This is a genomic window from Aquimarina sp. AU58 (assembly GCF_900312745.1).
In the GTDB taxonomy this organism is placed as follows: domain Bacteria; phylum Bacteroidota; class Bacteroidia; order Flavobacteriales; family Flavobacteriaceae; genus Aquimarina; species Aquimarina spinulae.
This window is the reverse complement of the sequence record NZ_OMPD01000014.1, coordinates 1849602-1871588: the sequence shown is the minus strand read 5'-3', so window position 1 is coordinate 1871588 and position 21987 is coordinate 1849602. Positions and strand designations below refer to the sequence as shown.

Sequence of the window (21987 nt, the reverse complement as noted above, 5' to 3'; positions counted from 1 at the left end):
ATTGAAAATTCTTTACTACGTCCTATTTTTTGTACCGCTCTTCTTATCAGCAAGAGTTCAGGATAGTACTGCTATATCTGATTCCCAGGAGTTAGTTTATGATCTCGACTCTCAGCAAAAAGCACCACAGTTTGATCATCAAAAAATAGAGGAGTTTAAAACACAAGATGATTTTGATTATACTGAATATCAAGAGCCTGATAATTGGTGGACACAATTTAAAAACTGGGTAACTCAACTCTGGAATCGATTTATCTCGTGGTTGTTCGGTACAAAAGAAGTAACCGGATTCTGGGCAGTAGTTTTTAGACTACTCCCCTACCTTTTAATTATAGGTGTGTTGTTCTTATTAGGTTGGTTGTTTATGAAAGTAAATCCATCGGATATGCTTCTTGAAAAACAACTTCCTCCGCAGATAAAACTTACAGAAGATGAAGATATTATTCAAAATCAAGATATTCAACAATTGATTGATCAGGCCCTACAGCATAAAAATTATAGATTGGCAATTCGGTATTATTACCTGTTCGTACTAAAAAAGTTATCTGATGTAGAACTAATTCAATGGGAAGCTCAAAAAACTAATACGGATTATATCAAGGAGTTAGCAGACGATTCGGTACAACTCCAATTTAAATCTATTACCAAATTATACGATTTTATCTGGTACGGCAGCTTTGAAGTTAATGAAAAATTATACCTGAAAGCTGAAAAAGAGTTTACTTCAATAACCCATCTTATCCAACGTTAATGTGATGACCAAAAGTTCTAAAATATTAATCATCATCATTATAGGAGCCATTGGTTTACTCACCTATATTGAAGCTAGTGAACCCGAACCTGTAAACTGGTATCCCAGTTATGCAAAGACAGATAAAATTCCTTTGGGTTCCTTTGTATCCTATAATTTAATAAAGGAATCTTTTGATATCCAAGGGTTACAAGATATAAACCAACCTCCTTATGAGTTTCTTAATGATAATGATTCTATATCCGGAACCTACTTTTTTGTTAATGGATCGATCAACTTTGATAAAAATGAGCTAAATACCCTATTAAAATGGGTTGAAAACGGAAACACATTATTTGTATCGGCAAAAACTATAGAAAATCGATTATTAGACACTCTTAATATTGAGACCGATAATCTTATATCTATAGATAACATATCTACTAAGCCTCTTGTTGAGTTGGTTAATAAAAACCTTAAAACACCGTCTCCTTTTTTATATGATAAAGATATTTATAATCCGTATTTTAATGAATTAGATACGATAAATGCTACTATTTTAGGAGTTACACAATTATATAATGATACATTAAAGGTCAAAGACCCAAAAGTAAACTATATACAACAATCTTTTGGTAAAGGGAAAATCTTATTACATACTTTTCCCGAGGCCTTTGGGAATTATTTTATGCTAACAGACAAGAATTATCAATATACTCAAAACCTTTTGGCCTATATAAATCCCAATCAAAAAATACTGTGGGATAATTATTATAAATCGGGAAAAACATTTTATACCTCTCCACTTTTCTTGCTTTTAAATAATCGCTACCTCAAATGGGCATACTACTTTGTGCTTATTGGAGTAGTCCTTTTTATAATTTTTGAAGGAAAACGAAAACAACGTAGTATTCCGATTATAGAACCTTTAAAAAATCAGACTTTATCTTTTACAAAGACGATTAGCGGAATGTATTTTGAAAAAAGGAAACATAAAGAAATTGCTGCTAAGCAAAACCTGTTATTTTTGGATTATGTACGTAACGTGCTTAGAATCCCGACAAATGAACTCAATGAAAAAACAATAATAGATATTGCTGCCAGAAGCAATAATAGTATAGAGGATACCAAAATATTATTTAAATATTTTGATGAACTGAATAAAAAAGTGAAAATCGAAAAAGAAGATGTATTAAAGCTTTATGAGTTAATAAGCATATTCAAAAGTCGATCTTAAAAACGATATATCATTTAAACGAATCATAAATGGAAAACGAAGAAATTAAAAACAACACAAACCCGGAGCAAGCTCCTGAGACAGCCTCTCAAGAGCAAAACCTAAGTTTTCAGAACAGGATAGATCTTAGTGAATTACAACAATCTGTAGAAAAACTAAAGGTAGAATTAGCAAAGGTAATTGTGGGACAGCAGGATTTTATCGAGTTATTAATTGTATCCCTGTTATCTAATGGTCATGTTTTAATCGAAGGAGTACCTGGGGTTGCAAAAACGGTAACTGCCAAATTATTTGCAAAAACATTAAAAACTGATTTTAATCGAATTCAATTCACTCCAGATCTTATGCCAAGCGATGTATTAGGAACTTCTGTACTTAATATGAAAACAAGTGACTTTGAATTTAAAAAAGGGCCTATTTTTTCTAATATGGTTCTTATTGATGAAATTAATCGTGCTCCCGCCAAAACCCAGGCAGCTTTGTTTGAAGTAATGGAAGAAAGACAAGTAACTATAGATGGTATTCGATATCCTATGGATCCTCCTTTTATGGTATTAGCAACTCAAAACCCCGTAGAACAAGAAGGAACTTATGCCTTACCAGAAGCACAATTAGATCGATTTTTATTTAAAATCAAGGTAGATTACCCTACTTTTGAAGACGAGGTAAATATCTTAAAAACTCATCATGAGAGAAAAACAGCAAAGCCTTTAGAGATGGTTGATCCGGTAATTACTCCGAAGCAATTACTAGAATTTAAAGCAAAAACACAAGATGTAATCATCGAAGAAAAAATCCTGGGATATATTGCCGAAATTGTAACCAAAACCAGAACTCATCCGCATTTATATTTAGGAGGTTCCCCACGGGCATCAATTGCTGTTATGAATGCCTCAAAAGCTTTTGCTGCAATTAACGGGAGAGATTTTGTTACCCCAGAGGATATAAAAAAATCTCTTTTCCCTGTGTTACGTCATCGTTTGATCTTATCGCCAGAGCGTGAAATGGAAGGGATGACAACAGAAAATGTTATAGAAATGATCCTGCAATCTGTAGAAATACCACGCTAGTTTTGATTCAATTTTTAAAATCACTATATCTAAGTTCCAGAGTATTTTATATACTCACGCTAATATCAGTATTGTTTTTATTATCATACTGGTTTACTCCAATATATCCAATTGTCTGGTTATTGGTATGGGGATTAATAATTGTTTTTCTGTTTGATATTGTGGCTTTATATAATACTAGAAATGGAATTCATGCCAATAGGATTTTACCAAATAAATTTTCTAATAGTGATTTTAATGCTGTTCCCGTACGAATAAAAAGTAATTATAAATTTACGACCCATGTAGAGGTTATCGATGAGATCCCTGTGCAATTTCAAAAACGTGATTTCCTAAAAAAAGGAAGTATTTCTCCTAAGTCTATTTTAGATTTTGAATACTCATTACGCCCTGTAAAACGAGGAGAGTATGTTTTTGGAAACCTATATGTGTATGCCATGACCAGAATAGGTTTTGCAAAACGTCGTTATAGTTTTGATAAAGCTGCAATGGTAAAAGTATATCCTTCTTTTATCCAGATGAAAAAATATGATTTTTTGGCTATTGATAATAAGTTAACTCAAATTGGACTTAAAAAAATACGACGTATTGGGCATACGATGGAGTTTGAGCAAATCAAAGAATATGTAATCGGTGATGATGTTCGTACTATTAACTGGAAAGCTTCTGCAAAACACGGTAACTTAATGATTAATCAATTTCAGGATGAAAAATCTCAACCTATATATTCTATCATTGATGCTAGTCGTGTTATGAAAATGCCTTTTAAAGAATTAAGTCTTCTGGATTATGCTGTTAATAGTACACTGGCTTTTTCTAATATTGCCTTAAAAAAACATGATAAAGTCGGGATGCTATCTTTTTCTAATACAGTAAATGATTTTTTGCCGTCTAGCGGAAAAAAAACATACATTAATACGATTTCTGAAACACTTTATAATGTTAAGACCCAATTTCTTGATTCTGATTATGGATTGCTATATACGCATGTTAAACGACAAATAAACCACAGAAGTTTACTCCTATTATATACTAATTTTGAACATCTATCATCTTTAAAAAGGCAACTTCCGTATTTACGGGCTTTAGCCAAAAAACATGTATTGGTAGTGATCTTCTTTCAGAATACAGAACTTGATCATCTTATTCAACAAAATGCAGAGGATCTACAAACCATTTATGATCAAACTATTGCACAGCAATTTGCATATGACAAAAAAGTAATGGTAAAAGAGTTACAAAAACATGGGATACAAACGGTATTAACTACCCCAGAAAACCTTACGGTTAACACTATTAATAAATACCTTGAGATCAAAGCGCGAGGGCTTTTGTGAGTAAAACTTGTTTACAACTTTTGTTTCCATAAAATCACTATTTTCTGTTTTCTATTTTTATAGAATATTCATACCACTAAGAGATATACATTCTTTGTGACAATCTTAGAAAAAAAACTATATTTACCATGTAAGCAACACTATTTTACTTGTTAAATCACACATACTAAAAATGATGATTTTTTGTTTTAAAAATTAAGTGAATTAAATAGTGTAACTTCAAAAATTTAAAAGAAACTTATTAGAATTAACTCATCTAAAAAACACAAACATGACAATTAAAAAATCAATGATCACAGCCGTTTTGGCTTTAGCAATCTTAGGAGCTTGTACAGAGAAAAAGGAGAAAAAAGAAGAAAATACAGATCCTGCTAAAGTAGAAGCTACTCAAGAATCAACACCAGAAGTTAAGATTGATGAAGCTGAAAAAGCAAGATTAGATAGTATCCGACAAGTAAAAGAACACGGACACGCACATTAATCTATATGGCAAAGATGTTTAAAAACACTACAACATTCTTTATATTTCTCGCCTTTGTACTGGTTTCAATAACCGCAAACGCGGCGCATGGTGTCGATGATGAGACGCAGTCTTTCTTATTAGGAAATAAAGGAATTGCTTTTGGTCCGTTTCTATACATTGGCGCAAAACATATGATAACAGGATATGACCACCTACTTTTTCTGGTAGGGGTCATTTTCTTTTTGTATAGAACAAAAGAAATACTATTATATGTAAGTTTTTTTACGATCGGTCATAGTCTTACCCTATTACTTGGTGTAATGGCAGATATTAATGTAAATGCTTTTTTAATAGATGCTATTATCGCGTTATCGATTGTATATAAGGGGTTTGATAACCTGGGAGGGTTTAAACAATTTTTTAAGAAACAACCCAATACCAAAATAGCAGTATTAATTTTTGGATTGTTTCATGGTTTTGGACTAGCAACCAAATTACAAGAATTTAAGTTTGATAAAGAAGGATTATTTGTAAATCTAATCGGTTTTAATATTGGGGTAGAAATAGGACAGTTTTTAGCTTTAGGGCTAGTTCTTATACTCTTAGGGGTTTGGAGAAGATATAACAGCTACGTTAAATTCTCTAATCTTACCAATATAATTCTCATGGCTGCAGGTTTTTTATTGTTTGGATTTCAAATGACAGGATATTTTATGACATAACACTAAATTATGACAACAAGCAATACCCACATAATGAATAAAAAACAACTTATAAAATCAATTTTTATAGCCTTGCTTATTGGTCTTACCGTGCTTATAACCGCAGTTTTACCTGCAGAATACAACATAGACCCATTAGGTACGGGAAAGCTTTTTGGTTTTAGTAGATTGTATGTAGACGATACTGAAAAAATAGAGACAATCGATACAGAATCAGTATCTCAATTAAATTTCAAGAAATTGAAATTAGAAAAATTAGGTTCTGCGCCAAACGTACCCAAACCCATAGAAGCAAACAATCCACCACCATCAGAACAATTTACAGAACAAAATGATACTATTAATGTGACTGTTCCTGCAGGAAAAGGTATAGAATACAAGTTTAAAGCATTAAAGTATGGGAGTATAAAATATGAATGGAGCACTGCTAATGATGCTATTGTTTATATAGATTTTCATGGAGAAGTAAAACAAGAAAAACCTCCCAAAAATGTATTTTATGAGAGTTATACTTTGGCATATTCTAACAATATGGCAGGAACATTTACGGCTCCTTTTGAAGGTAAACACGGTTGGTATTTCAGAAACAACAACAAAGAAGACATTACCATAACAATACGATTAAAAGGGCAATACAAACTATTTAATAAGTAAAACTCCATATAAAATTTCGGATTCCTAACTATCAGCTTCAACCCACAAAGTATATAACTTCACAACTCTTTATCCCACATAGTTATTTTAAAACTACATTTCATCCTATAAAAATGACAACTGAGAAATTTCTTATTGTACTCAAACAAAGATTTATAGATTTTTGACTCATCAAAACAAATAACTATAAAACTTTATTATATGAAAACTCTAGCATTATTAGCCGCCCTTTTAGTTTCTAGCTTTCTTCTTCATGCTCAAGATAATACAGAAGGAGTAACCATTACAGTAACCGTTCCCAATATAACAAGTTCTGAAGGAGAAGTTATTTTTGGGCTTTATGATGAAAATACTTTTATGAAAGCTGCCCCAATCAAAGGTGAAAAAAGTACAATTGTAGATGGTGTAGCAAAAATTACTTTTTCTAATGTTCCCGAAGGAGTATTTGCCATTACATGTTTTCATGATATAAATGGAAATAATCGAATGGATTTTGAACCTGGTGGAATGCCAAAAGAAGATTATGGTGTGTCTAATAACAACATGAGTTATGGTCCGCCATTATGGGGTGAAGCCAAATTCGAAGTAAACTCAGAAAACCTGGAACTAGAAATCAGAATGTAATTAAAAATCTATATTCATCAATCAATCAACATCTGACCAACTGGTAAACCAAAAAAGGAACTGCATTTTATAGGTAGTTCCTTTTTTCATTCTAAACACAATAGATAAAACAAATTTTTAATAATTATTTAATAAATAATATCAATAGCTTTTATATTTTTGTTCCCCAAAACACAGACCATGACCATTACACAATTAAAATATGTTTTAGCGGTAGCAGAACACAAAAACTTTACGAAGGCTGCAGAAAAAACTTTTGTGACTCAACCTACACTAAGTATGCAAATTCAAAAGCTTGAAGAAGAGTTAGATATTCTCATCTTTGATCGTAGTAAAAAACCTATAGAACTTACAGAAGTTGGCAACAAGCTTGTTCAACAAGCAAAAAATATTGTAAATGAAAGTGAACGAATTCAGGATATTGTAGATCAACAAAAAGGCTTCATTGGTGGTGAATTCAAATTAGGGGTTATTCCTACTGTAATGCCTACTCTTTTACCTATGTTTTTAAACAATTTTATAAAAAAATATCCAAAGGTAAAATTAAAAATAGAGGAGTTGCATACAGAAGCTATAATTGAACGCCTTCTCGATGGTCATCTGGATGCTGCTATTGCAGCAACTCCTTTAGAAAACGAAAACATAAAAGAACGTGTTTTATACTACGAACCATTTGTAGGATATATTCCTTCTACTCATAGACTTAATCAGAAGAAAAAAATTGATATTACTGACCTTGATATCGATGATATGCTTCTTCTTGAGGACGGTCATTGTTTTAGAGATGGAATTGTTAACCTCTGTAAGACTAAGAAAAGTTATGAAGAAGATCATTTTCAGTTAGAAAGCGGTAGTTTTGAGACTCTTATAAAGCTGGCTAACGAAGGTCTGGGAATGACACTTCTACCCTATTTACATACTTTAGATATAAAGAATGGTGAAAAAAGTAATCTTCATTACTTTAACGAGCCTTCTCCTGCAAGAGAAGTAAGTTTAATTTTTAATAAAAGTGAACTAAAAATGCAAATTATTGATGCTTTGCATTCTACTATTGCTGGTGTTGTAAAAGGAGCTATTACTTTTCAAAACGTAAAAATCATTAGCCCTATGGCAAAAATAAAAAGCGACTAGAAAGTCGCTTTTTTTTTATGATTTTAAATAGATTAAACAAGATTGTAATTCTGGTTGTTTCACTGTTAATGATTGAATCCAGATTTTTAATTCTTCAATCTCGTGAGGAAGTAGTCTGTTTAGTGCTTTTAAAACTTCCTTAGTAAAAAGATTAACATCAAAACTTACTTTTTTAAGCACAGTTTTTGTGTAATCAAACATTGCTCTAGCCATAAATTAATAGGGGTTTAAAAAATGTTAGGTTTAAACAAGTAATTGTAGGAATAATCTTATAGTTTTTAAAGTTGTTCTAGCTAATATATGTAAATAAAACTAAAAAAACAGTCTTTTAGCGCTTATTTAACACTGTTAAAAACTGTTATCGCCATCTAAAAGATCTCCCAAACCACCTAGAATACTACCTTCGCCTTTACTTTTCCCTCCCCCTCTGGGGGCCAATGCTAATACTCTATTAGCAAGTCTGCTAAATGGTAAAGATTGTATATACACAACTCCAGGACCAGTTAATGTAGCAAAAAACAATCCTTCTCCTCCAAAAATAGTATTCTTAATCCCTCCTACAAATTCTATATCATATTGTATTCCCTTAGAAAATCCAATAATACAACCTGTATCTACTTTTAGTTTTTCGCCAGACTGTAGTTCTTTTCTAGATGTAGTCCCACCTGCATGAACAAAGGCCATACCATCACCCTCTAATTTTTGCATAATAAAACCTTCGCCACCAAATAGTCCTCTACCTAATTTTCTGGAAAACTCTATTCCTACAGAAACTCCTTTGGCCGCACATAAAAACGCATCTTTTTGACAAATAAATTTTCCTCCATAATTAGTTAGATCTACAGGTATAATCTTTCCCGGGTATGGAGAGGCAAAACTTACCTTCTTCTTTCCTCCTACCTGATTATAAAAAGCGGTCATAAACAAGCTTTCCCCTGTTAGTAATCGTTTACCAGCTCCAAATATTTTGCCCAGAACTCCAGTATCTTTTGCAGAACCATCACCAAAAATCGTGTCCATCTTTATGCCATCATCCATCATCATAAAACTTCCTGCTTCTGCAATCACCCCTTCTTGTGGATCTAACTCTATCTCTACATATTGCATTTCTTCACCAATAATTTCGTAGTCGATTTCGTGTGCTGTCATATTTTTTAATGTTTATAATATATTGATTAATGAATAGTTTCTTTATAAGTAAACGAATTTCATAAAGTGTTACAGTCTACTTATTTTTTTCGCTATACTATTTTACTTTTCATTCTTCACTTTAACTGTCCATTCAAAATTAAATGTAGAAACTTCAATCCCATCTTGATTAGTTCCTATTGATTTCATCCATACCGTTTGTCCTTCACCGGTTTCAATAGTTTTTCTAATGGCATCAGCTACCAAATCTCCTTCGGTACACACAAAAGTAATTCTACCAACAGCCTTTTTGGTATATGTTGCATTATTGCTTGCCACCAGCATTGATATCTTTTTTCCACTGTCTCTTATATATCCTGTTACCAAGGCCCCAGTAGTTAATTCTGCCGCCATTCCTTGCACTGCCCAAAACATAGATTTAAAAGGGTTTTGGTTTATCCATCGATGTTTTACACTAACAGTACAGCTTATTCTATCTATATTTTTAACCCTTACACCACATAACCAGGCAGAGGGTAACTTAAATAGTAAGAATGCATTAAGTTTTCTAGGAGTAATATCCATGAGTTTTATTTTTAGTTCTCACAATATAGGCAAAAGAAATAGTCAAGAAAAGGGTCTTAAATCTTAAATTTATGTTAAAATATGGTACTATGTTTTGCATAATACCTTTTTTTAACCATATATTTGCATAAGAAACTATTATATACTTTTACAATGTCAATCAAAAATCACAAAAATATCGCAACGTTTATGCATCTAGGTGCGTTCTCAAAATACTTTATTCCTTTTGGAAATTACATAGTTCCAATATTATTATGGTCTACCAATAAGGATAAGTCAGATTTTATAGATGATCATGGTAAGGAAGCCATCAATTTTCAATTAAGTATTCTATTATATACTGTAATATTAGGAATATTTTCTTTTCCATTTTTCATTTTTCATGTCTTTGGAGATGCTACAATTACAGATTTGTTTCATTTTAATGATATATCAATCAACTTTTCTGATGCAGGAGGATTTAGAACTCTTATAGGAGCATCATTTATTGGAATTATAGCACTAATCGGTTTTTTTCTGGAAATAATTTTTGTTATCACTGCCGCTTTAAAAGCGAATAAAGGCGAAAGTTACAGATACCCATTATCTATACGATTTATAAAATAATATAATGAAACAAACAATTAACATAAAATATATTTTGATAACCGCTCTTGCTGTTCTGTTGTCCTTCTTTTTTCATGAATTGGCACATTTACTTACAGGAAAGTTATTAGGATATCCAATGAAGATGACACTTAATTCGGCTTTCTTAGCAGAAGGAGAATATACATCGGTATGGCACGAATATTTGGTAAGCGCAGCAGGACCTATTTTTACTATACTAACAGCATTTGTGTTTTTTTATGTGATCAGAAATACAAAAAACACATATTGGTATCCATTTTTATTCTTTGCATTTTCATTCAGGTTAATGGCCATGATTGTATCAATTTTTAACCCTAATGATGAAGCTAGAATAAGCCAATGGCTTGGACTTGGGCAATGGATATTACCGTTAATTGTATGTTTTACTTTATTTTTTCTTGTTATAAAAACGTCAAAAGAACAGGGATATAGTTTAAAATTTAACCTAATCAATTATATTTTAACCTCTGTTTTTATTACCGGTGTAGTACTATCTGATCAATATTTTTTAAAATAATCATCAATCATCAAATACCAAACATCAATCAAAAAATGAACAGTTTAACTTTTAAAAATTAGTTTTATGAAGATCGAAAACACAAAAGCGCAAATGCGCAAAGGTGTTCTGGAATATTGCATACTTTCTATCCTTAAGGACGATGATGCCTATGTAGCTGAAATTTTAGAGACCCTTAAAGACGCAAAGATGCTTGTGGTAGAAGGCACGATATATCCCCTATTAACTAGACTCAAAAACGCTGGATTACTGAGTTATCGCTGGGAAGAATCTACATCGGGGCCACCACGAAAATATTACGGACTCACAGAAACAGGAAAATTGTTTCTTAGCGAATTAAATACCACTTGGGACGAATTACGGAATGCTGTAAATCTGGTAACCAAACAAAAAAAGAAGTAAAATGAATAAGACAGTTAATATAAATTTAGCAGGCATATTTTTTCATATAGACGAAAACGCTTACTTAAAACTGCAACGCTATCTCAGCGCTATAAAACGCTCATTTACCGATTCGCAAGGGAGAGATGAGATTATATCTGATATAGAAGCCAGAATAGCAGAATTGTTCAGTGAAAAAATAAAGGATGAACGACAGGTTATCGGAAACAAAGAAGTAGAAGAAGTAATTGCTGTAATGGGGCAACCAGAAGATTATAGATTAGATGAAGAAATCTTTGAGGATGAACCAAACACATCATATCAAAAAACGAAAACATCAAGACAGTTATTTAGAGATACTACAAGCTCTTATGTTGGAGGAGTAAGCTCTGGCTTAAGTCACTATCTGGGGATTGAACCAATTTGGATTAGATTAGCCTGGGTATTGTTTACTATTTTTTCTAGTGGAGCATTTGTTCTAATCTATATCGCATTTTGGATTTTTGTACCAGAAGCAAAAACAACAGCTGATTTTTTGGCAATGAAAGGTGAAGCCGTTAATATTAGTAACATAGAAAAGAAAATTAAAGAAGGATTTGATGGTGTAGCCGATACTGTAAAAAATGTAGATTATCAAAAATATAGCAGCAAAGTAAAAAGCAGTTCTACTACTTTTTTTGAAGCTTTAGGTGATGTATTACTATTCTTCTTAAAGATTTTTGTGAAATTTATAGGTGTGATTCTTATTATAGTGGCCGGAGTTACTCTTATTAGTTTATTTGTTGGTCTGTTTACGATAGGAACATTTGGATTTATGGATGCTCCCTGGGTAGAATATATTGAAGTAGGCAGTCATCCCGAAGTTCCACTATGGTTAGTATCATTAGTAACATTTTTTGCCGTAGGAATACCTTTTTTCTTCCTGTTCATTCTTGGCCTAAAAATTCTGATAAAAAACCTAAAATCTATCGGAACACCAGCCAAATTAGGTTTATTGGGTGTATGGATATTTTCTCTTATCGGATTAGGAATTCTTGGAGTTAGACAAGCTACACTCGAAGCATATGACGCAGAAGTGATTATGGAACAAAAAGTACTTCCTATCACAAGCAACGATACGCTAACCATAAAAATGGAAGGAAATAACAGATATACCAAACATCTATATCATAGAAATGATTATAAAATAAAAAGAGATGACCAAGGAAATCGAGTAATCGTTATCCAGGATATAGAAGTATATTTAAAAGCTTCTAAAAGAGATTCGACAGTACGAATTACTATAGAAAAAAATGCAGAAGGAAGATCGTATGAAGAAGCTTCTAAAAGAGCCGAAGAACTCAAATATGGGTATGAAGTACATGGCAATACACTCTTATTAGACGGATACGCAATTACTGATTATGCCAACAAATACAGAGATCAGGAAATAAAAGTAACTCTAACATTACCAGAAGGAATTACTGTATATGCAAATGATAACACTTCTGGATTTAATAACTCATGGAAATATGATGATTATATCTCTATTGATGGTAAAGAAGGAGAATATATCAAATTAGTTGATGGAAAATTCGAATGTGAAGAATGCCCAGAAAACGAGAACGATTGGGAATATAACGAATGGAATGATGATGATGGAGTAAACATAAATATAAATTCTGAAGATAAAGACTTTAAACTAAAAATAGGAGAAGATGGGGTAGAATTAAATAATGAACCCGTAAAAGTAAAAATAGACGAGAACGGAATAGAAATAAAAACCGAAAATTAAATCAATCTGCTTCTGGCAGACTAATCAAAAAACGAACAGTTAAACATATCAAAACAAACAATTATGACCACACTAGCCAAAATTATCATAACCTTTTGCTTATCAGCTTTATGCTGCTCTTGTAATGTTGTCTTTAACGGGGTTAAAGGCCAGGGAGAAGTAATTAGAAAAGAAAGAACCATCAACGAAGACTTTAACGCAATAAAAGCAAGTAGAGGTTTAGATGTTATTCTTGTAGACGATTCTGATCAAAAAGTAATCGTAGAAGCCAATAAAAACTTACACGATCATATCGAAGTATATGTAGAAGGCAATACGCTATACGTTACTTCTGATGAAAACATATACTTTGCTGACGAAAAAAATGTATTTGTGTCTTATGACAAGATCAATAAAGTTCATGTTAATAGTGGTGCGAGTGTCTCTTCTAGTGAACCTGTAGTTCAAAAAGAACTTGATCTTAGTGCTACTAGTGGTGCAGACATTAAATTAAAAGTAAAAGCAGAAACAATAACGACTTCTGTTACCAGTGGAGCCATGATGAATTTAACCGGAAAAGTAAACAATCATAAAGCAAATGCTACCAGTGGTGCAGATATTCGCGCAGAAGATTTGTTAAGTTTAGTATCCGAAGCAAAAGCAACAAGTGGTGCTTCTATTAAAATTCATGCAAAAAATGAGTTTACCGGGAAAGCAACAAGTGGTGCAGATGTTGTTTACTACGGAAATCCAGAAAAAGTATCTGAAACAGATAACTCTGGCGGAGATGTTAGAGGCCATTAAGAGCTAACAACCCAATCAATAATCAACCAAAACTAAGCTGTCTGAGAAAGCAACACTAACCAACCAATGCTTTTCAGGCAGTTTTTTTATGCCCTCTGTTTCTTTTAAATCTAGTTAAAAATACTTCCTCTCTTCTTATAGAGTATAAAAATACAAGAAAGTGTCCTGATTTTTTGATTTTCAAAAAATCAGGACACTTCATAATTTGACAGTATTAAGTTTGCTTCCAATATTAACAAACTTAAAAATCACAAAAATGAAGCATTTAAATGTTACAAAAATCATACTTATTGTATGTTTCACACTTGTTATTGTTTCCTGTCAAGAAGATATGGATATCCAAGAGGATACTATAACAAATGAAATCTCAGAAATTGAAGAAATTGATTTGGCAACCTTCAATTTCTCTAACGGAATTAGTTTAACCATGAGTAAAGGATATGAAGAATCAGACCCATATATCGCTACTTTAGAATCTGGTCCTAATGACACCAAGATGTTTATTGATTTTAAAAATAACTCTATGCTCAAGGTATACTTATCTCTTACTCCCGAAGGTACTCCTGTCCCTAAAGCACTAATAGATTTTGCTAATGCTGATGAAAAAGCAAAACTATCAAGCGATAGACCAGTAGTAGAAAAATTAGATCACTCGGTTTTTTCTATTACAAAATTCCCTACAAAGTTAATGACTACAAATCCTAATTTAGAGACCAAAGCCTTCTGTCATAATTTTCCAGGTGCAGAACAATGTTATAATAGTCAAAAGACCAGTAGACGTTATCAATCCTCTGCTACATGGAAATATATACAAATGTATACATCGGTTTTTCATAATAGTAATGGGGCTGTAACCGCCCACCTTACCTGGGGTAAAAATAAGCATAAACACAAAGAACATACTATACAACCGGGATGGTGGGCAGTAAAAGGAGCATCAAGTACCTTTGGAAAAAGAAGAGGTTCATATCGCGCCGCTCCTTTTGGAGAACATTGGAAAGGGTATACCGATGTTCATAATTAATTACTTCGGGTAAAAAATCAGATATTTTAAAAGGTTGCTATATAGCAACCTTTTTTAGTAATAACAAAATATTTCATAAACATATAATACCAAAGAATGACGCTCTATTATTTTTTAATCTGAAATAATTTAAACCAATTCTCTATTTATATTTGTAACAAGTTTTATACAGAACTATACTTAAAGGCAAAAAAAACTGTTTATTAGTATATAAATTTCACACAAATATGAGAGCACTATTGTTAGTATTGGCACTTCTGGTATTGGGAAACACCTATGGACAAAAAGAAAAAATTAAAGGCAATAAAATTGTTAGTACAGAACAACTAGACGTTGAAGACTTCCATACCATTGAAATTTATGAAGGCTTCGAAGTTACACTAGATGAAAGTAGTGATAATCAAGTAAAGATCGAAGCAGATAGTAATCTGCAAGAAGTTATACAAGTAGAAGTTGTAGATAGTATTTTAACAATCAAGTCTGATCGGGATATGCGACGTGCAAAAGCATTAAATCTTGATATTTCTTATGCTTCAGAATTAAAGAAAATTATACTATATGACAAGGTAAATATTAAATCATTGTCCCCTATAAACACTACTAAACTGATCGTAAATGCAAATGATAATGCCGAAGTATTTCTTACCGCAGATGCCAATCAAGTAGATTGCATAACCAATGGAAAATCGGTAGTAGAGTTACATGTTACTGCTCGAGAAGTTACTTATCAAATAAATGAAAATTCAGAAGTAAAAGGAATTCTTACAACCGATAGTCTTAAAGTAGATTTATACCAAAAAGGATATGCTAAACTTGAAGGGGAAGCAAAATCAATGCTGGTTAGAGCAGATAATGACACTGATTTTTATGGTGAAAAATTAAGTGTTGCCAAGACTACACTAATCGCAGAAGGTGCCAGTGATTGTTATATTTTAACTAATGAAGAAATTAGTATTGAAGCTAAGGATAAAACTGAAATTTACTTACTTGGTGAACCAAAGGTAATTATGAACACCTTTGCCAATGAAGCTATTTTGTATAAAAAAAATATAGATTATGTTCCTAGTAGGTTTAGGTTAAATTAAAAAAAACATCTCGCTAAGCGAGATGTTTTTTTAATGCTATATTTTTTTCGGCTTAAGCTGAAACTTCATTATTTGTTTCTACTGTTGCCAGATATCGCTCTGCATCTAATGCTGCCATACATCCTGTTCCTGCAGCAGTAACAGCTTGTCTGTACTCTTTATCCTGAACATCTCCTGAGGCAAATACTCCCGGGATATTTGTCTTTGTAGATTTACCTTCGGTAATCAAATACCCTGTGTCATCCATATCCAATTGTCCTTTAAAGATATCAGTATTTGGTTTATGACCAATAGCTATAAACAAACCAGTAATCTCGATCTCTTCTTTATTACCTGTCTGATTATTTACCATTCGTAATCCTTCTACCACCTGATCTCCTAATACCTCATCAACTTCGGTATTATACATCACCTTAATATTGGATGTGTTATTTACTCGATGTTGCATTGCTTTAGAAGCTCTCATGTGATCTTTACGAACCAACATCGTTACATTAGAACATATATTAGCCAGATAGGTAGCTTCTTCTGCAGCAGTATCCCCTGCTCCTACAATTGCTACATCTTGCCCTTTGTAAAAGAACCCATCGCATACCGCACATGCCGATACTCCACCGCCACGTAATTTTTGTTCACTAGGTAGTCCCAGGTATTTTGCCGTAGCTCCCGTAGAGATAATAACGGTTTCTGCTTCAATTTGCGTTGAGTTATCTACAGTTACTTTATGGATTCCTCCAACTTCTTTACTAAAATCAACAGCAGTTACCATCCCAATACGTACTTCTGTACCAAAACGCTCTGCTTGTTGTTGTAATTGTACCATCATTGTTGGCCCATCTATTCCTTCTGGGTATCCGGGGAAATTATCTACTTCTGTTGTAGTTGTTAATTGCCCACCTGGTTCCATACCGGTGTACATAATGGGTTTAAGATCTGCTCTTGCTGCATATATTGCTGCAGTATATCCTGCAGGACCCGAACCTATAATAAGACACTTTATTCTTTCTATTGTATCAGACATATTCTCATCATTTTATATGATGTAAAAGTAGCAATTTGATCATAAACCTTACAGTAAAGTTATTAAGAATTGTTATATCTATATAGACATCTTATATCTATATACTATATATATTGAATTTATTACAGTTACCAATTACAACTATTACTTTTACATTATTATATCAACATAAAAAGCATAAATATTTTCATTATAAACAACAAAGAGGCAGACGATTATTACGTCTGCCTCTGGTTATCCATTTCAATCGCTCTAGAAAAAGTTTTATCTTCTAAAAACAAATTCAAATCAGGGTAGGATTATCAATTATAAAAACCATTACAGTTATCTTTAATTTACATTTACCGTTGTACCACAACTTTGATTTGCTGTAACAATCAAAGTCCCGTTACTTGCAGATGAATTCCCATCAAAACTATAGTATTGGTTTTTCTTACAATTAAAAGTACCTCTTCCATTTGCTGAAACTCGTGATCCATTGCTAGAGCCTTCTGCATAAATATAAATGTCCTTTCCTGTATTATTGCTAATAGTCACTTCGCTTTCGAGACTGCTTTGTCTTGCAGATGCATTTCTTTCTTTAATACGCTTATACTCTACAGAATTATACCAGTCATCTCTTTGCTTATTAATCGCTCCTATTATAAATTTTCTAATCTGATCTATATTTTCAATAAGTGCTGCATTTTTAGGAGTCTGTATCCATTTTGCATATACTTCTTGTTGTTTATTATATGCATTATCCAAATATTCCTGAAGGGTTTTATGAGGTTGCATTGCCTTCATTTTTTTAGGAGATTTCATCACTTCCTTCATCTTTTTTAATCCTCCCATTTTTTTAGCTTGATACTCTAATACAGCTTTAAGCTCATAATTATCCTTATCAACCCAATCTTCAATCATAAAGATTTTACCATCAATAAAAACTATTCGATTTCCATCAGACAGTCTATTAATTCTAGGAGAATATCCTATCTCTTTTTGCATTGCCGGGCTTCCTTCATAAACTTTTTGAACATAGGTTATCGGAAATGCTTCATTATCTGGTAAAAACATGGTTTCTTTATGATCATCAGGACGATCAGGATCTTCTCCGAACAACATATATACCTCCTTATGAACACCAGGTTGAACTGTATACTCTTTAAAATTGGTAATTTTATATAGCAATACATCCAAGCCTCCTTCATAGGTACCACTACTGCTTTGCTGTGTTAAATACGCGGTATAATTTCCTGCCTGTATAGATTCTAATTGTTGGGTTTGATGTTTTATCTCTCCTTGCGCATTTAGGTTATAGCTAAAAAATAATATGCATAATCCTAAGATTGTGATTTTTTTCATTTTAGTTTTTTTATAGTAATTACTGTATTAAAAATTATAGGTAACATAGTAACACCATCCCAAATCTTAGAACTTGAGATGGTGCTTGATTCATCTATTTTTAACGATTATTAGAAATAACAATTTTACGAATACGGCTACTTCCATTATCGGTTACATAAAAAATTCCTGAACCGGCAGAAGCGATCCCATATGCTGAATTAAATGTTGCAACTGTCCCATCACCATCTGTAGAACCTGTAGATCCATTACCTGCAATAGTAGTAACTACTTTAGCAGGAGTAATTTTACGAACTCTACGATTACCAAAATCTGTCACATACAAATTATCATTGGCATCTACGGTGATATCTCTAGGGTAGCTAAATCTTGCAGAAGTACCTGTATTATCAAGAAAACCTGCGGTACCATTCCCTACAATAGTAGCTACTGTTCCTGCTGGAGTAATTTTACGAACGCGATGATTAGCATTATCACATACGTATATATCTCCGTTACTGTTTACTGTTAATCCAGATGGGTGATTAAACCTTGCATTAAGTCCTGTACCATCTGCAAAACCTGGAGACCCTCCTGCAAGATTTGTTACTACTCCCGTTGGAGTAACTTTACGAATACGATGATTACCATAGTCTGAAACATAGACATTTCCTGAAGCGTCAACTGCAACCCCTCTAGGGCCATTAAATCTTGCTGCTGTACCTGTACCATTTGCTGAACCGGATATCCCAGAACCTGCAAGCGTGGTTACTACTCCAGCCGGAGTAATTTTGCGAATACGATTATTATTAGAATCTGCAATATAAAGGTTATCATTTGCATCTATAGCAATATCATATGGAGCATTAAATTTTGCTGCAGCACCTGTACCATCGGCATATCCAAAAGTACTCCCTGCAAAGGTAGTAACGACTCCTGCTGGGGTAATTTTACGAATACGTTGATTAGATACATCTGCGACAAAGAGATTACCATGACTATCTATTGCACACCCCGAAGGAAGAGCAAATCTTGCCGCGGTACCTGTAGCATCTACATACCCAGAAAAGCTCCCAGCAAAAGTACTCACTGTTACGGTACTTGTTTCTACTACATCAGTAACATTAATAGTAATCTGTGCAGATGCTGTAAGTGTTCCATCACTTGCGGTAATGGTTACAACATGACTAGTTGTAGTTTCAAAATCTAACGACTCTCCTTGGGATAGTTTTATCTTATCATCTTCAATAATAAATGCCGTTGTAGGATTATCTGGGTTAGTAAGTGTATAAGTCAAATTATCGCCATCTGGATCAGTTGCTACAATAGTACCTATTACATCTGTTCCATTTATATTTTCTGCCACACTAAATGTTTGATCTGCAATAACAGGTGGCATATTTTCATCTACATCAACAACAGTAATCGTTATTTTTGCAGCTGCTTTGGCCTTTCCATCGGTTACCTCAACAGTAATTTCATGCGTAGTTTTCGTTTCAAAATCTAGTGCTTTTCCAGCTACTAGGCTTAGTGCTCCTGTTTTAGTGATCTCGAATAAACCATCACTATTTGCAGTAATGCTATAGCTTAACTCCTCTTTATCTGCATCGGTAGCTTCTACAGTACCTAATACATCTGTATCTGTTACCGACTCTGAAGCATTAAAAGATTGTGCTTTGATCTCTGGGGCATTATTAACCGGTGTAATAGCAGGGTCATCATCTTTACTACACGATAGTAGTATTATTGCTGTACATAGCAACAGTAGTTTTATAGTTTTCATAATATCATCTTATTTAAGTTGAATAGGGTTTACTGTAAAACTTTTACAGTAAACCCTATTTGTGTTATTATTTATTGAACAAATATTTTTCGGATATAATCATTTTGATAATCGGTGACATAAATAGTTCCCGAACCATCTATACACAGATTAATCGGCTCATTAAATTGAGCAACATTAGCATTACCATTGGCAAAGTCTATAGTACCAGAACCCGCATAGGTAGACACGACTCCTGCTGGAGTAATTTTACGAATACGATGATTATCTTTATCTGCTACATATATATTACCGCTGGTATCTCGGGTAACTCCATACGGAGAACTAAACTGCGCTGTCGCACCAGCACCATCTGCATACCCCTGTGAAGACCCTGCAAGAGTGAGCACTGATCCCGTATCGGTAATCTGGCGAATTACATGATTCGAAGCATCTGCTATATATAGGTTTGTGGATAGACCAATAACTACATCAATAGGTTCATTAAACTGGGCTGTGGTAGTGTTCCCATTAATCAAACCACTGATACCAGTACCTGCATACGTAGATACTACACCGGCAGGAGTAATATGTCGAATACTATGATTGCCTGTATCTGCTACATATAGATCACCATTTGCATGCACATCTATCCCATACGGAGAATCAAACTGAGCCGCGGTACCTGTACCATTTACAAAACCGCTAATACCCGACCCTGCAATAGTAGATACTACTCCGGTAGGAGTAATTTTTCTAATTCGATGATTACCAGTATCAGCAACATAAATGTTTCCTGCTGTATCTATTGTCAAACCATTAGGGTTATCAAACTGAGCGGTTATACCGCTACCATCTGCAAACCCGGCAACTCCTGATCCTGCAATAGTCGTAGTTCCTCCAGAAGAAAGATATTTAAGAATACGGTGTTTTCTAGTGTCTGCTACATATATATTTCCCGAAGCATCTACCACTATTCCCGTTTGCAGTTTATTAAGAGCTAAAATGCTCCCTACATTTACATCAGAAACGTTAGTAATATTTATGGTTACTGTAACGGGGGTCGCGCTTAACGTTCCGTCACTTACATGAGCTTGAAACGAGTAACTTGTTCTGGTTTCAAAATCTAAACTCCCTCTGGATTTTAGGCTTATTTCACCAGTATTCACATCAATTTCAAAATTATCACTGTGTACATTATTAGCCAACCTATAGCTAACCGCATCAGCCTCTGGATCTGTTGCACTCAAAGTACCTATAACAACAGTTTCTGCTATATTTTCGGCAGCAGTAAATGTAGTAGAGCTATTCCCAAAAACAGGCGCTTCATTTACATTTGTAACTGTAATAGTAACCTGCGCAGATGTTGTAAATGTACCATCGTTTACTGTAACTGTTGCGGTATGACTGGTAAGCGTTTCATAATCCAAGAATCCTGATTTTAGTTTGATCTCATTGCCCGTCATTTCAAATTCGGCTACAGCACCTGCAAGATTAGTCATGGTATATGTAAGGTTATCATTATCAGGATCACTAGCCACTACACTACCTACAATTGTATTAAAAGAGCTATTCTCTGCAATGGTAAAACTTTGTGCCGCAATTACCGGTGGCATGTTTTCGTCTACATCAATAACAGTAATCGTTATTTTTGCAGATGCTTTGGCTTTACCATCGGTTACTTCTACCGTAATTTCATGAGTAGTTTTGGTTTCAAAATCCAATGTTTTTCCTGCTACCAGGCTTAGTGCTCCTGCTTTAGTAATTTCAAATAAGTCATCGCTATTTGCAGTAATACTATAACTTAACTCATCTTTGTCTGCATCGGTAGCTCTTACCATACCAAATACATCTGTATTGGCTGCAGTTTCTGATACGTTAAAGGATTGTGCTTTAATTTCTGGAGCGATATTTTTGGGAGGCTCTACAGGAGTTGTTGCCTCATCATCTTTGCTACATGATAGTGCCAATATTGCTACAAAAAGCAACAGTAGTTTTATTGTTTTCAT

Annotated in this window: 23 protein-coding genes; 16 read left to right on the top strand and 7 right to left on the bottom strand. The window is 33.4% G+C overall.

Annotation, left to right across the window (positions count from 1 at the left end):
- The first annotated feature begins 1 nt into the window (after position 1).
- From DK441_RS19525 to DK441_RS19485, 9 genes are all read left to right on the top strand, one after another.
- The gene (locus DK441_RS19525; protein WP_109852169.1) at positions 2 to 751 is read left to right on the top strand and encodes a DUF4129 domain-containing protein; all 750 of its coding nucleotides are present in this window, start codon (positions 2 to 4) and stop codon (positions 749 to 751) included.
- Between the two features lie 4 nt (positions 752 to 755).
- Entirely contained in the window at positions 756 to 1967 is a 1212-nt protein-coding gene (locus DK441_RS19520; protein ID WP_109852168.1) for a DUF4350 domain-containing protein, read from the top strand.
- Between the two features lie 29 nt (positions 1968 to 1996).
- Positions 1997 to 3037: a MoxR family ATPase gene (locus tag DK441_RS19515; protein ID WP_109852167.1), complete on the top strand. Its 1041-nt coding sequence runs from the start codon at positions 1997 to 1999 to the stop codon at positions 3035 to 3037.
- 5 nt (positions 3038 to 3042) lie between these two features.
- On the top strand, positions 3043 to 4374 hold the full coding sequence (locus DK441_RS19510) for a DUF58 domain-containing protein (protein ID WP_109853575.1): 1332 nt from the start codon (positions 3043 to 3045) through the stop codon (positions 4372 to 4374).
- A gap of 289 nt (positions 4375 to 4663) precedes the next feature.
- Entirely contained in the window at positions 4664 to 4855 is a 192-nt protein-coding gene (locus DK441_RS19505) for a hypothetical protein (protein ID WP_160112187.1), read from the top strand.
- A 5-nt stretch (positions 4856 to 4860) separates the two neighbouring features.
- Positions 4861 to 5559: a HupE/UreJ family protein gene (locus DK441_RS19500; protein WP_235015793.1), complete on the top strand. Its 699-nt coding sequence runs from the start codon at positions 4861 to 4863 to the stop codon at positions 5557 to 5559.
- A gap of 33 nt (positions 5560 to 5592) precedes the next feature.
- Positions 5593 to 6213 (top strand): hypothetical protein, encoded by a 621-nt coding sequence (locus DK441_RS19495; RefSeq protein WP_235015792.1) that lies wholly within the window; start codon positions 5593 to 5595, stop codon positions 6211 to 6213.
- Positions 6214 to 6414: 201 nt separating this feature from the next.
- Positions 6415 to 6837 carry a DUF2141 domain-containing protein gene (locus tag DK441_RS19490; protein ID WP_109852164.1) on the top strand — a complete coding sequence of 141 codons (423 nt, stop codon included), beginning with the start codon at positions 6415 to 6417 and terminating at the stop codon, positions 6835 to 6837.
- 180 nt (positions 6838 to 7017) lie between these two features.
- A complete protein-coding gene (locus DK441_RS19485; RefSeq protein WP_109852163.1) occupies positions 7018 to 7968 on the top strand; it encodes a LysR family transcriptional regulator in 951 nt (316 codons plus the stop codon).
- Positions 7969 to 7983: 15 nt separating this feature from the next.
- Here DK441_RS19485 and DK441_RS19480 read toward each other — a convergent pair whose 3' ends face one another.
- The 3 genes from DK441_RS19480 to DK441_RS19470 form a co-directional block, all read right to left on the bottom strand.
- A complete protein-coding gene (locus DK441_RS19480; RefSeq protein WP_025664664.1) occupies positions 7984 to 8181 on the bottom strand; it encodes a hypothetical protein in 198 nt (65 codons plus the stop codon).
- Positions 8182 to 8316: 135 nt separating this feature from the next.
- Positions 8317 to 9117 carry a TIGR00266 family protein gene (locus DK441_RS19475; protein WP_109852162.1) on the bottom strand — a complete coding sequence of 267 codons (801 nt, stop codon included), beginning with the start codon at positions 9115 to 9117 and terminating at the stop codon, positions 8317 to 8319.
- Between the two features lie 102 nt (positions 9118 to 9219).
- Positions 9220 to 9681: a DUF4442 domain-containing protein gene (locus DK441_RS19470; RefSeq protein ID WP_109852161.1), complete on the bottom strand. Its 462-nt coding sequence runs from the start codon at positions 9679 to 9681 to the stop codon at positions 9220 to 9222.
- Positions 9682 to 9834: 153 nt separating this feature from the next.
- On the opposite strand from DK441_RS19470, the gene DK441_RS19465 reads away from it, so the two are divergent.
- From DK441_RS19465 to DK441_RS19435, 7 genes are all read left to right on the top strand, one after another.
- Positions 9835 to 10287: a DUF4870 domain-containing protein gene (locus DK441_RS19465; RefSeq protein ID WP_109852160.1), complete on the top strand. Its 453-nt coding sequence runs from the start codon at positions 9835 to 9837 to the stop codon at positions 10285 to 10287.
- Positions 10288 to 10291: 4 nt separating this feature from the next.
- On the top strand, positions 10292 to 10825 hold the full coding sequence (locus DK441_RS19460; protein WP_109852159.1) for a hypothetical protein: 534 nt from the start codon (positions 10292 to 10294) through the stop codon (positions 10823 to 10825).
- 66 nt (positions 10826 to 10891) lie between these two features.
- Entirely contained in the window at positions 10892 to 11227 is a 336-nt protein-coding gene (locus DK441_RS19455) for a PadR family transcriptional regulator (protein ID WP_025664659.1), read from the top strand.
- A gap of 1 nt (position 11228) precedes the next feature.
- Positions 11229 to 12980, top strand: a complete 1752-nt coding sequence (locus tag DK441_RS19450) for a PspC domain-containing protein (RefSeq protein ID WP_109852158.1) — start codon at positions 11229 to 11231, stop codon at positions 12978 to 12980.
- 63 nt (positions 12981 to 13043) lie between these two features.
- Positions 13044 to 13763: a head GIN domain-containing protein gene (locus DK441_RS19445; RefSeq protein ID WP_074407850.1), complete on the top strand. Its 720-nt coding sequence runs from the start codon at positions 13044 to 13046 to the stop codon at positions 13761 to 13763.
- Positions 13764 to 14019: 256 nt separating this feature from the next.
- A complete protein-coding gene (locus DK441_RS19440) occupies positions 14020 to 14787 on the top strand; it encodes a hypothetical protein (protein WP_109852157.1) in 768 nt (255 codons plus the stop codon).
- Between the two features lie 227 nt (positions 14788 to 15014).
- Positions 15015 to 15872: a GIN domain-containing protein gene (locus tag DK441_RS19435; RefSeq protein WP_109852156.1), complete on the top strand. Its 858-nt coding sequence runs from the start codon at positions 15015 to 15017 to the stop codon at positions 15870 to 15872.
- 52 nt (positions 15873 to 15924) lie between these two features.
- On the opposite strand, the gene trxB is transcribed toward DK441_RS19435, so the two are convergent.
- The 4 genes from trxB to DK441_RS19415 all read right to left on the bottom strand — a co-directional run bounded on the left by trxB (position 15925) and on the right by DK441_RS19415 (position 21987).
- Positions 15925 to 16893, bottom strand: coding sequence for a thioredoxin-disulfide reductase (gene trxB, locus DK441_RS19430; RefSeq protein ID WP_109852155.1), 969 nt, complete (start codon positions 16891 to 16893; stop codon positions 15925 to 15927).
- A 330-nt stretch (positions 16894 to 17223) separates the two neighbouring features.
- Positions 17224 to 18237: a hypothetical protein gene (locus tag DK441_RS19425; protein ID WP_109852154.1), complete on the bottom strand. Its 1014-nt coding sequence runs from the start codon at positions 18235 to 18237 to the stop codon at positions 17224 to 17226.
- A 100-nt stretch (positions 18238 to 18337) separates the two neighbouring features.
- Positions 18338 to 19999, bottom strand: coding sequence for a cadherin domain-containing protein (locus DK441_RS19420; protein WP_109852153.1), 1662 nt, complete (start codon positions 19997 to 19999; stop codon positions 18338 to 18340).
- Positions 20000 to 20070: 71 nt separating this feature from the next.
- Positions 20071 to 21987: an NHL repeat-containing protein gene (locus DK441_RS19415; protein WP_109852152.1), complete on the bottom strand. Its 1917-nt coding sequence runs from the start codon at positions 21985 to 21987 to the stop codon at positions 20071 to 20073.

What these genes read in the sequence shown, in the direction of transcription:
- DK441_RS19475 (WP_109852162.1), bottom strand. Translation starts at nt 9,117, where the DNA reads ATGACAGCACACGAAATCGACTACGAAATTATTGGTGAAGAAATGCAA.
- DK441_RS19520 (WP_109852168.1), top strand. Translation starts at nt 756, where the DNA reads ATGACCAAAAGTTCTAAAATATTAATCATCATCATTATAGGAGCCATT.
- DK441_RS19445 (WP_074407850.1), top strand. Translation starts at nt 13,044, where the DNA reads ATGACCACACTAGCCAAAATTATCATAACCTTTTGCTTATCAGCTTTA.
- DK441_RS19500 (WP_235015793.1), top strand. Translation starts at nt 4,861, where the DNA reads ATGGCAAAGATGTTTAAAAACACTACAACATTCTTTATATTTCTCGCC.
- DK441_RS19505 (WP_160112187.1), top strand. Translation starts at nt 4,664, where the DNA reads ATGATCACAGCCGTTTTGGCTTTAGCAATCTTAGGAGCTTGTACAGAG.
- DK441_RS19415 (WP_109852152.1), bottom strand. Translation starts at nt 21,987, where the DNA reads ATGAAAACAATAAAACTACTGTTGCTTTTTGTAGCAATATTGGCACTA.
- DK441_RS19515 (WP_109852167.1), top strand. Translation starts at nt 1,997, where the DNA reads ATGGAAAACGAAGAAATTAAAAACAACACAAACCCGGAGCAAGCTCCT.
- DK441_RS19485 (WP_109852163.1), top strand. Translation starts at nt 7,018, where the DNA reads ATGACCATTACACAATTAAAATATGTTTTAGCGGTAGCAGAACACAAA.
- DK441_RS19460 (WP_109852159.1), top strand. Translation starts at nt 10,292, where the DNA reads ATGAAACAAACAATTAACATAAAATATATTTTGATAACCGCTCTTGCT.
- DK441_RS19490 (WP_109852164.1), top strand. Translation starts at nt 6,415, where the DNA reads ATGAAAACTCTAGCATTATTAGCCGCCCTTTTAGTTTCTAGCTTTCTT.
- DK441_RS19470 (WP_109852161.1), bottom strand. Translation starts at nt 9,681, where the DNA reads ATGGATATTACTCCTAGAAAACTTAATGCATTCTTACTATTTAAGTTA.
- DK441_RS19425 (WP_109852154.1), bottom strand. Translation starts at nt 18,237, where the DNA reads ATGAAAAAAATCACAATCTTAGGATTATGCATATTATTTTTTAGCTAT.
- DK441_RS19440 (WP_109852157.1), top strand. Translation starts at nt 14,020, where the DNA reads ATGAAGCATTTAAATGTTACAAAAATCATACTTATTGTATGTTTCACA.
- DK441_RS19420 (WP_109852153.1), bottom strand. Translation starts at nt 19,999, where the DNA reads ATGAAAACTATAAAACTACTGTTGCTATGTACAGCAATAATACTACTA.
- trxB (WP_109852155.1), bottom strand. Translation starts at nt 16,893, where the DNA reads ATGTCTGATACAATAGAAAGAATAAAGTGTCTTATTATAGGTTCGGGT.
- DK441_RS19480 (WP_025664664.1), bottom strand. Translation starts at nt 8,181, where the DNA reads ATGGCTAGAGCAATGTTTGATTACACAAAAACTGTGCTTAAAAAAGTA.
- DK441_RS19450 (WP_109852158.1), top strand. Translation starts at nt 11,229, where the DNA reads ATGAATAAGACAGTTAATATAAATTTAGCAGGCATATTTTTTCATATA.
- DK441_RS19455 (WP_025664659.1), top strand. Translation starts at nt 10,892, where the DNA reads ATGAAGATCGAAAACACAAAAGCGCAAATGCGCAAAGGTGTTCTGGAA.
- DK441_RS19465 (WP_109852160.1), top strand. Translation starts at nt 9,835, where the DNA reads ATGTCAATCAAAAATCACAAAAATATCGCAACGTTTATGCATCTAGGT.
- DK441_RS19435 (WP_109852156.1), top strand. Translation starts at nt 15,015, where the DNA reads ATGAGAGCACTATTGTTAGTATTGGCACTTCTGGTATTGGGAAACACC.
- DK441_RS19495 (WP_235015792.1), top strand. Translation starts at nt 5,593, where the DNA reads ATGAATAAAAAACAACTTATAAAATCAATTTTTATAGCCTTGCTTATT.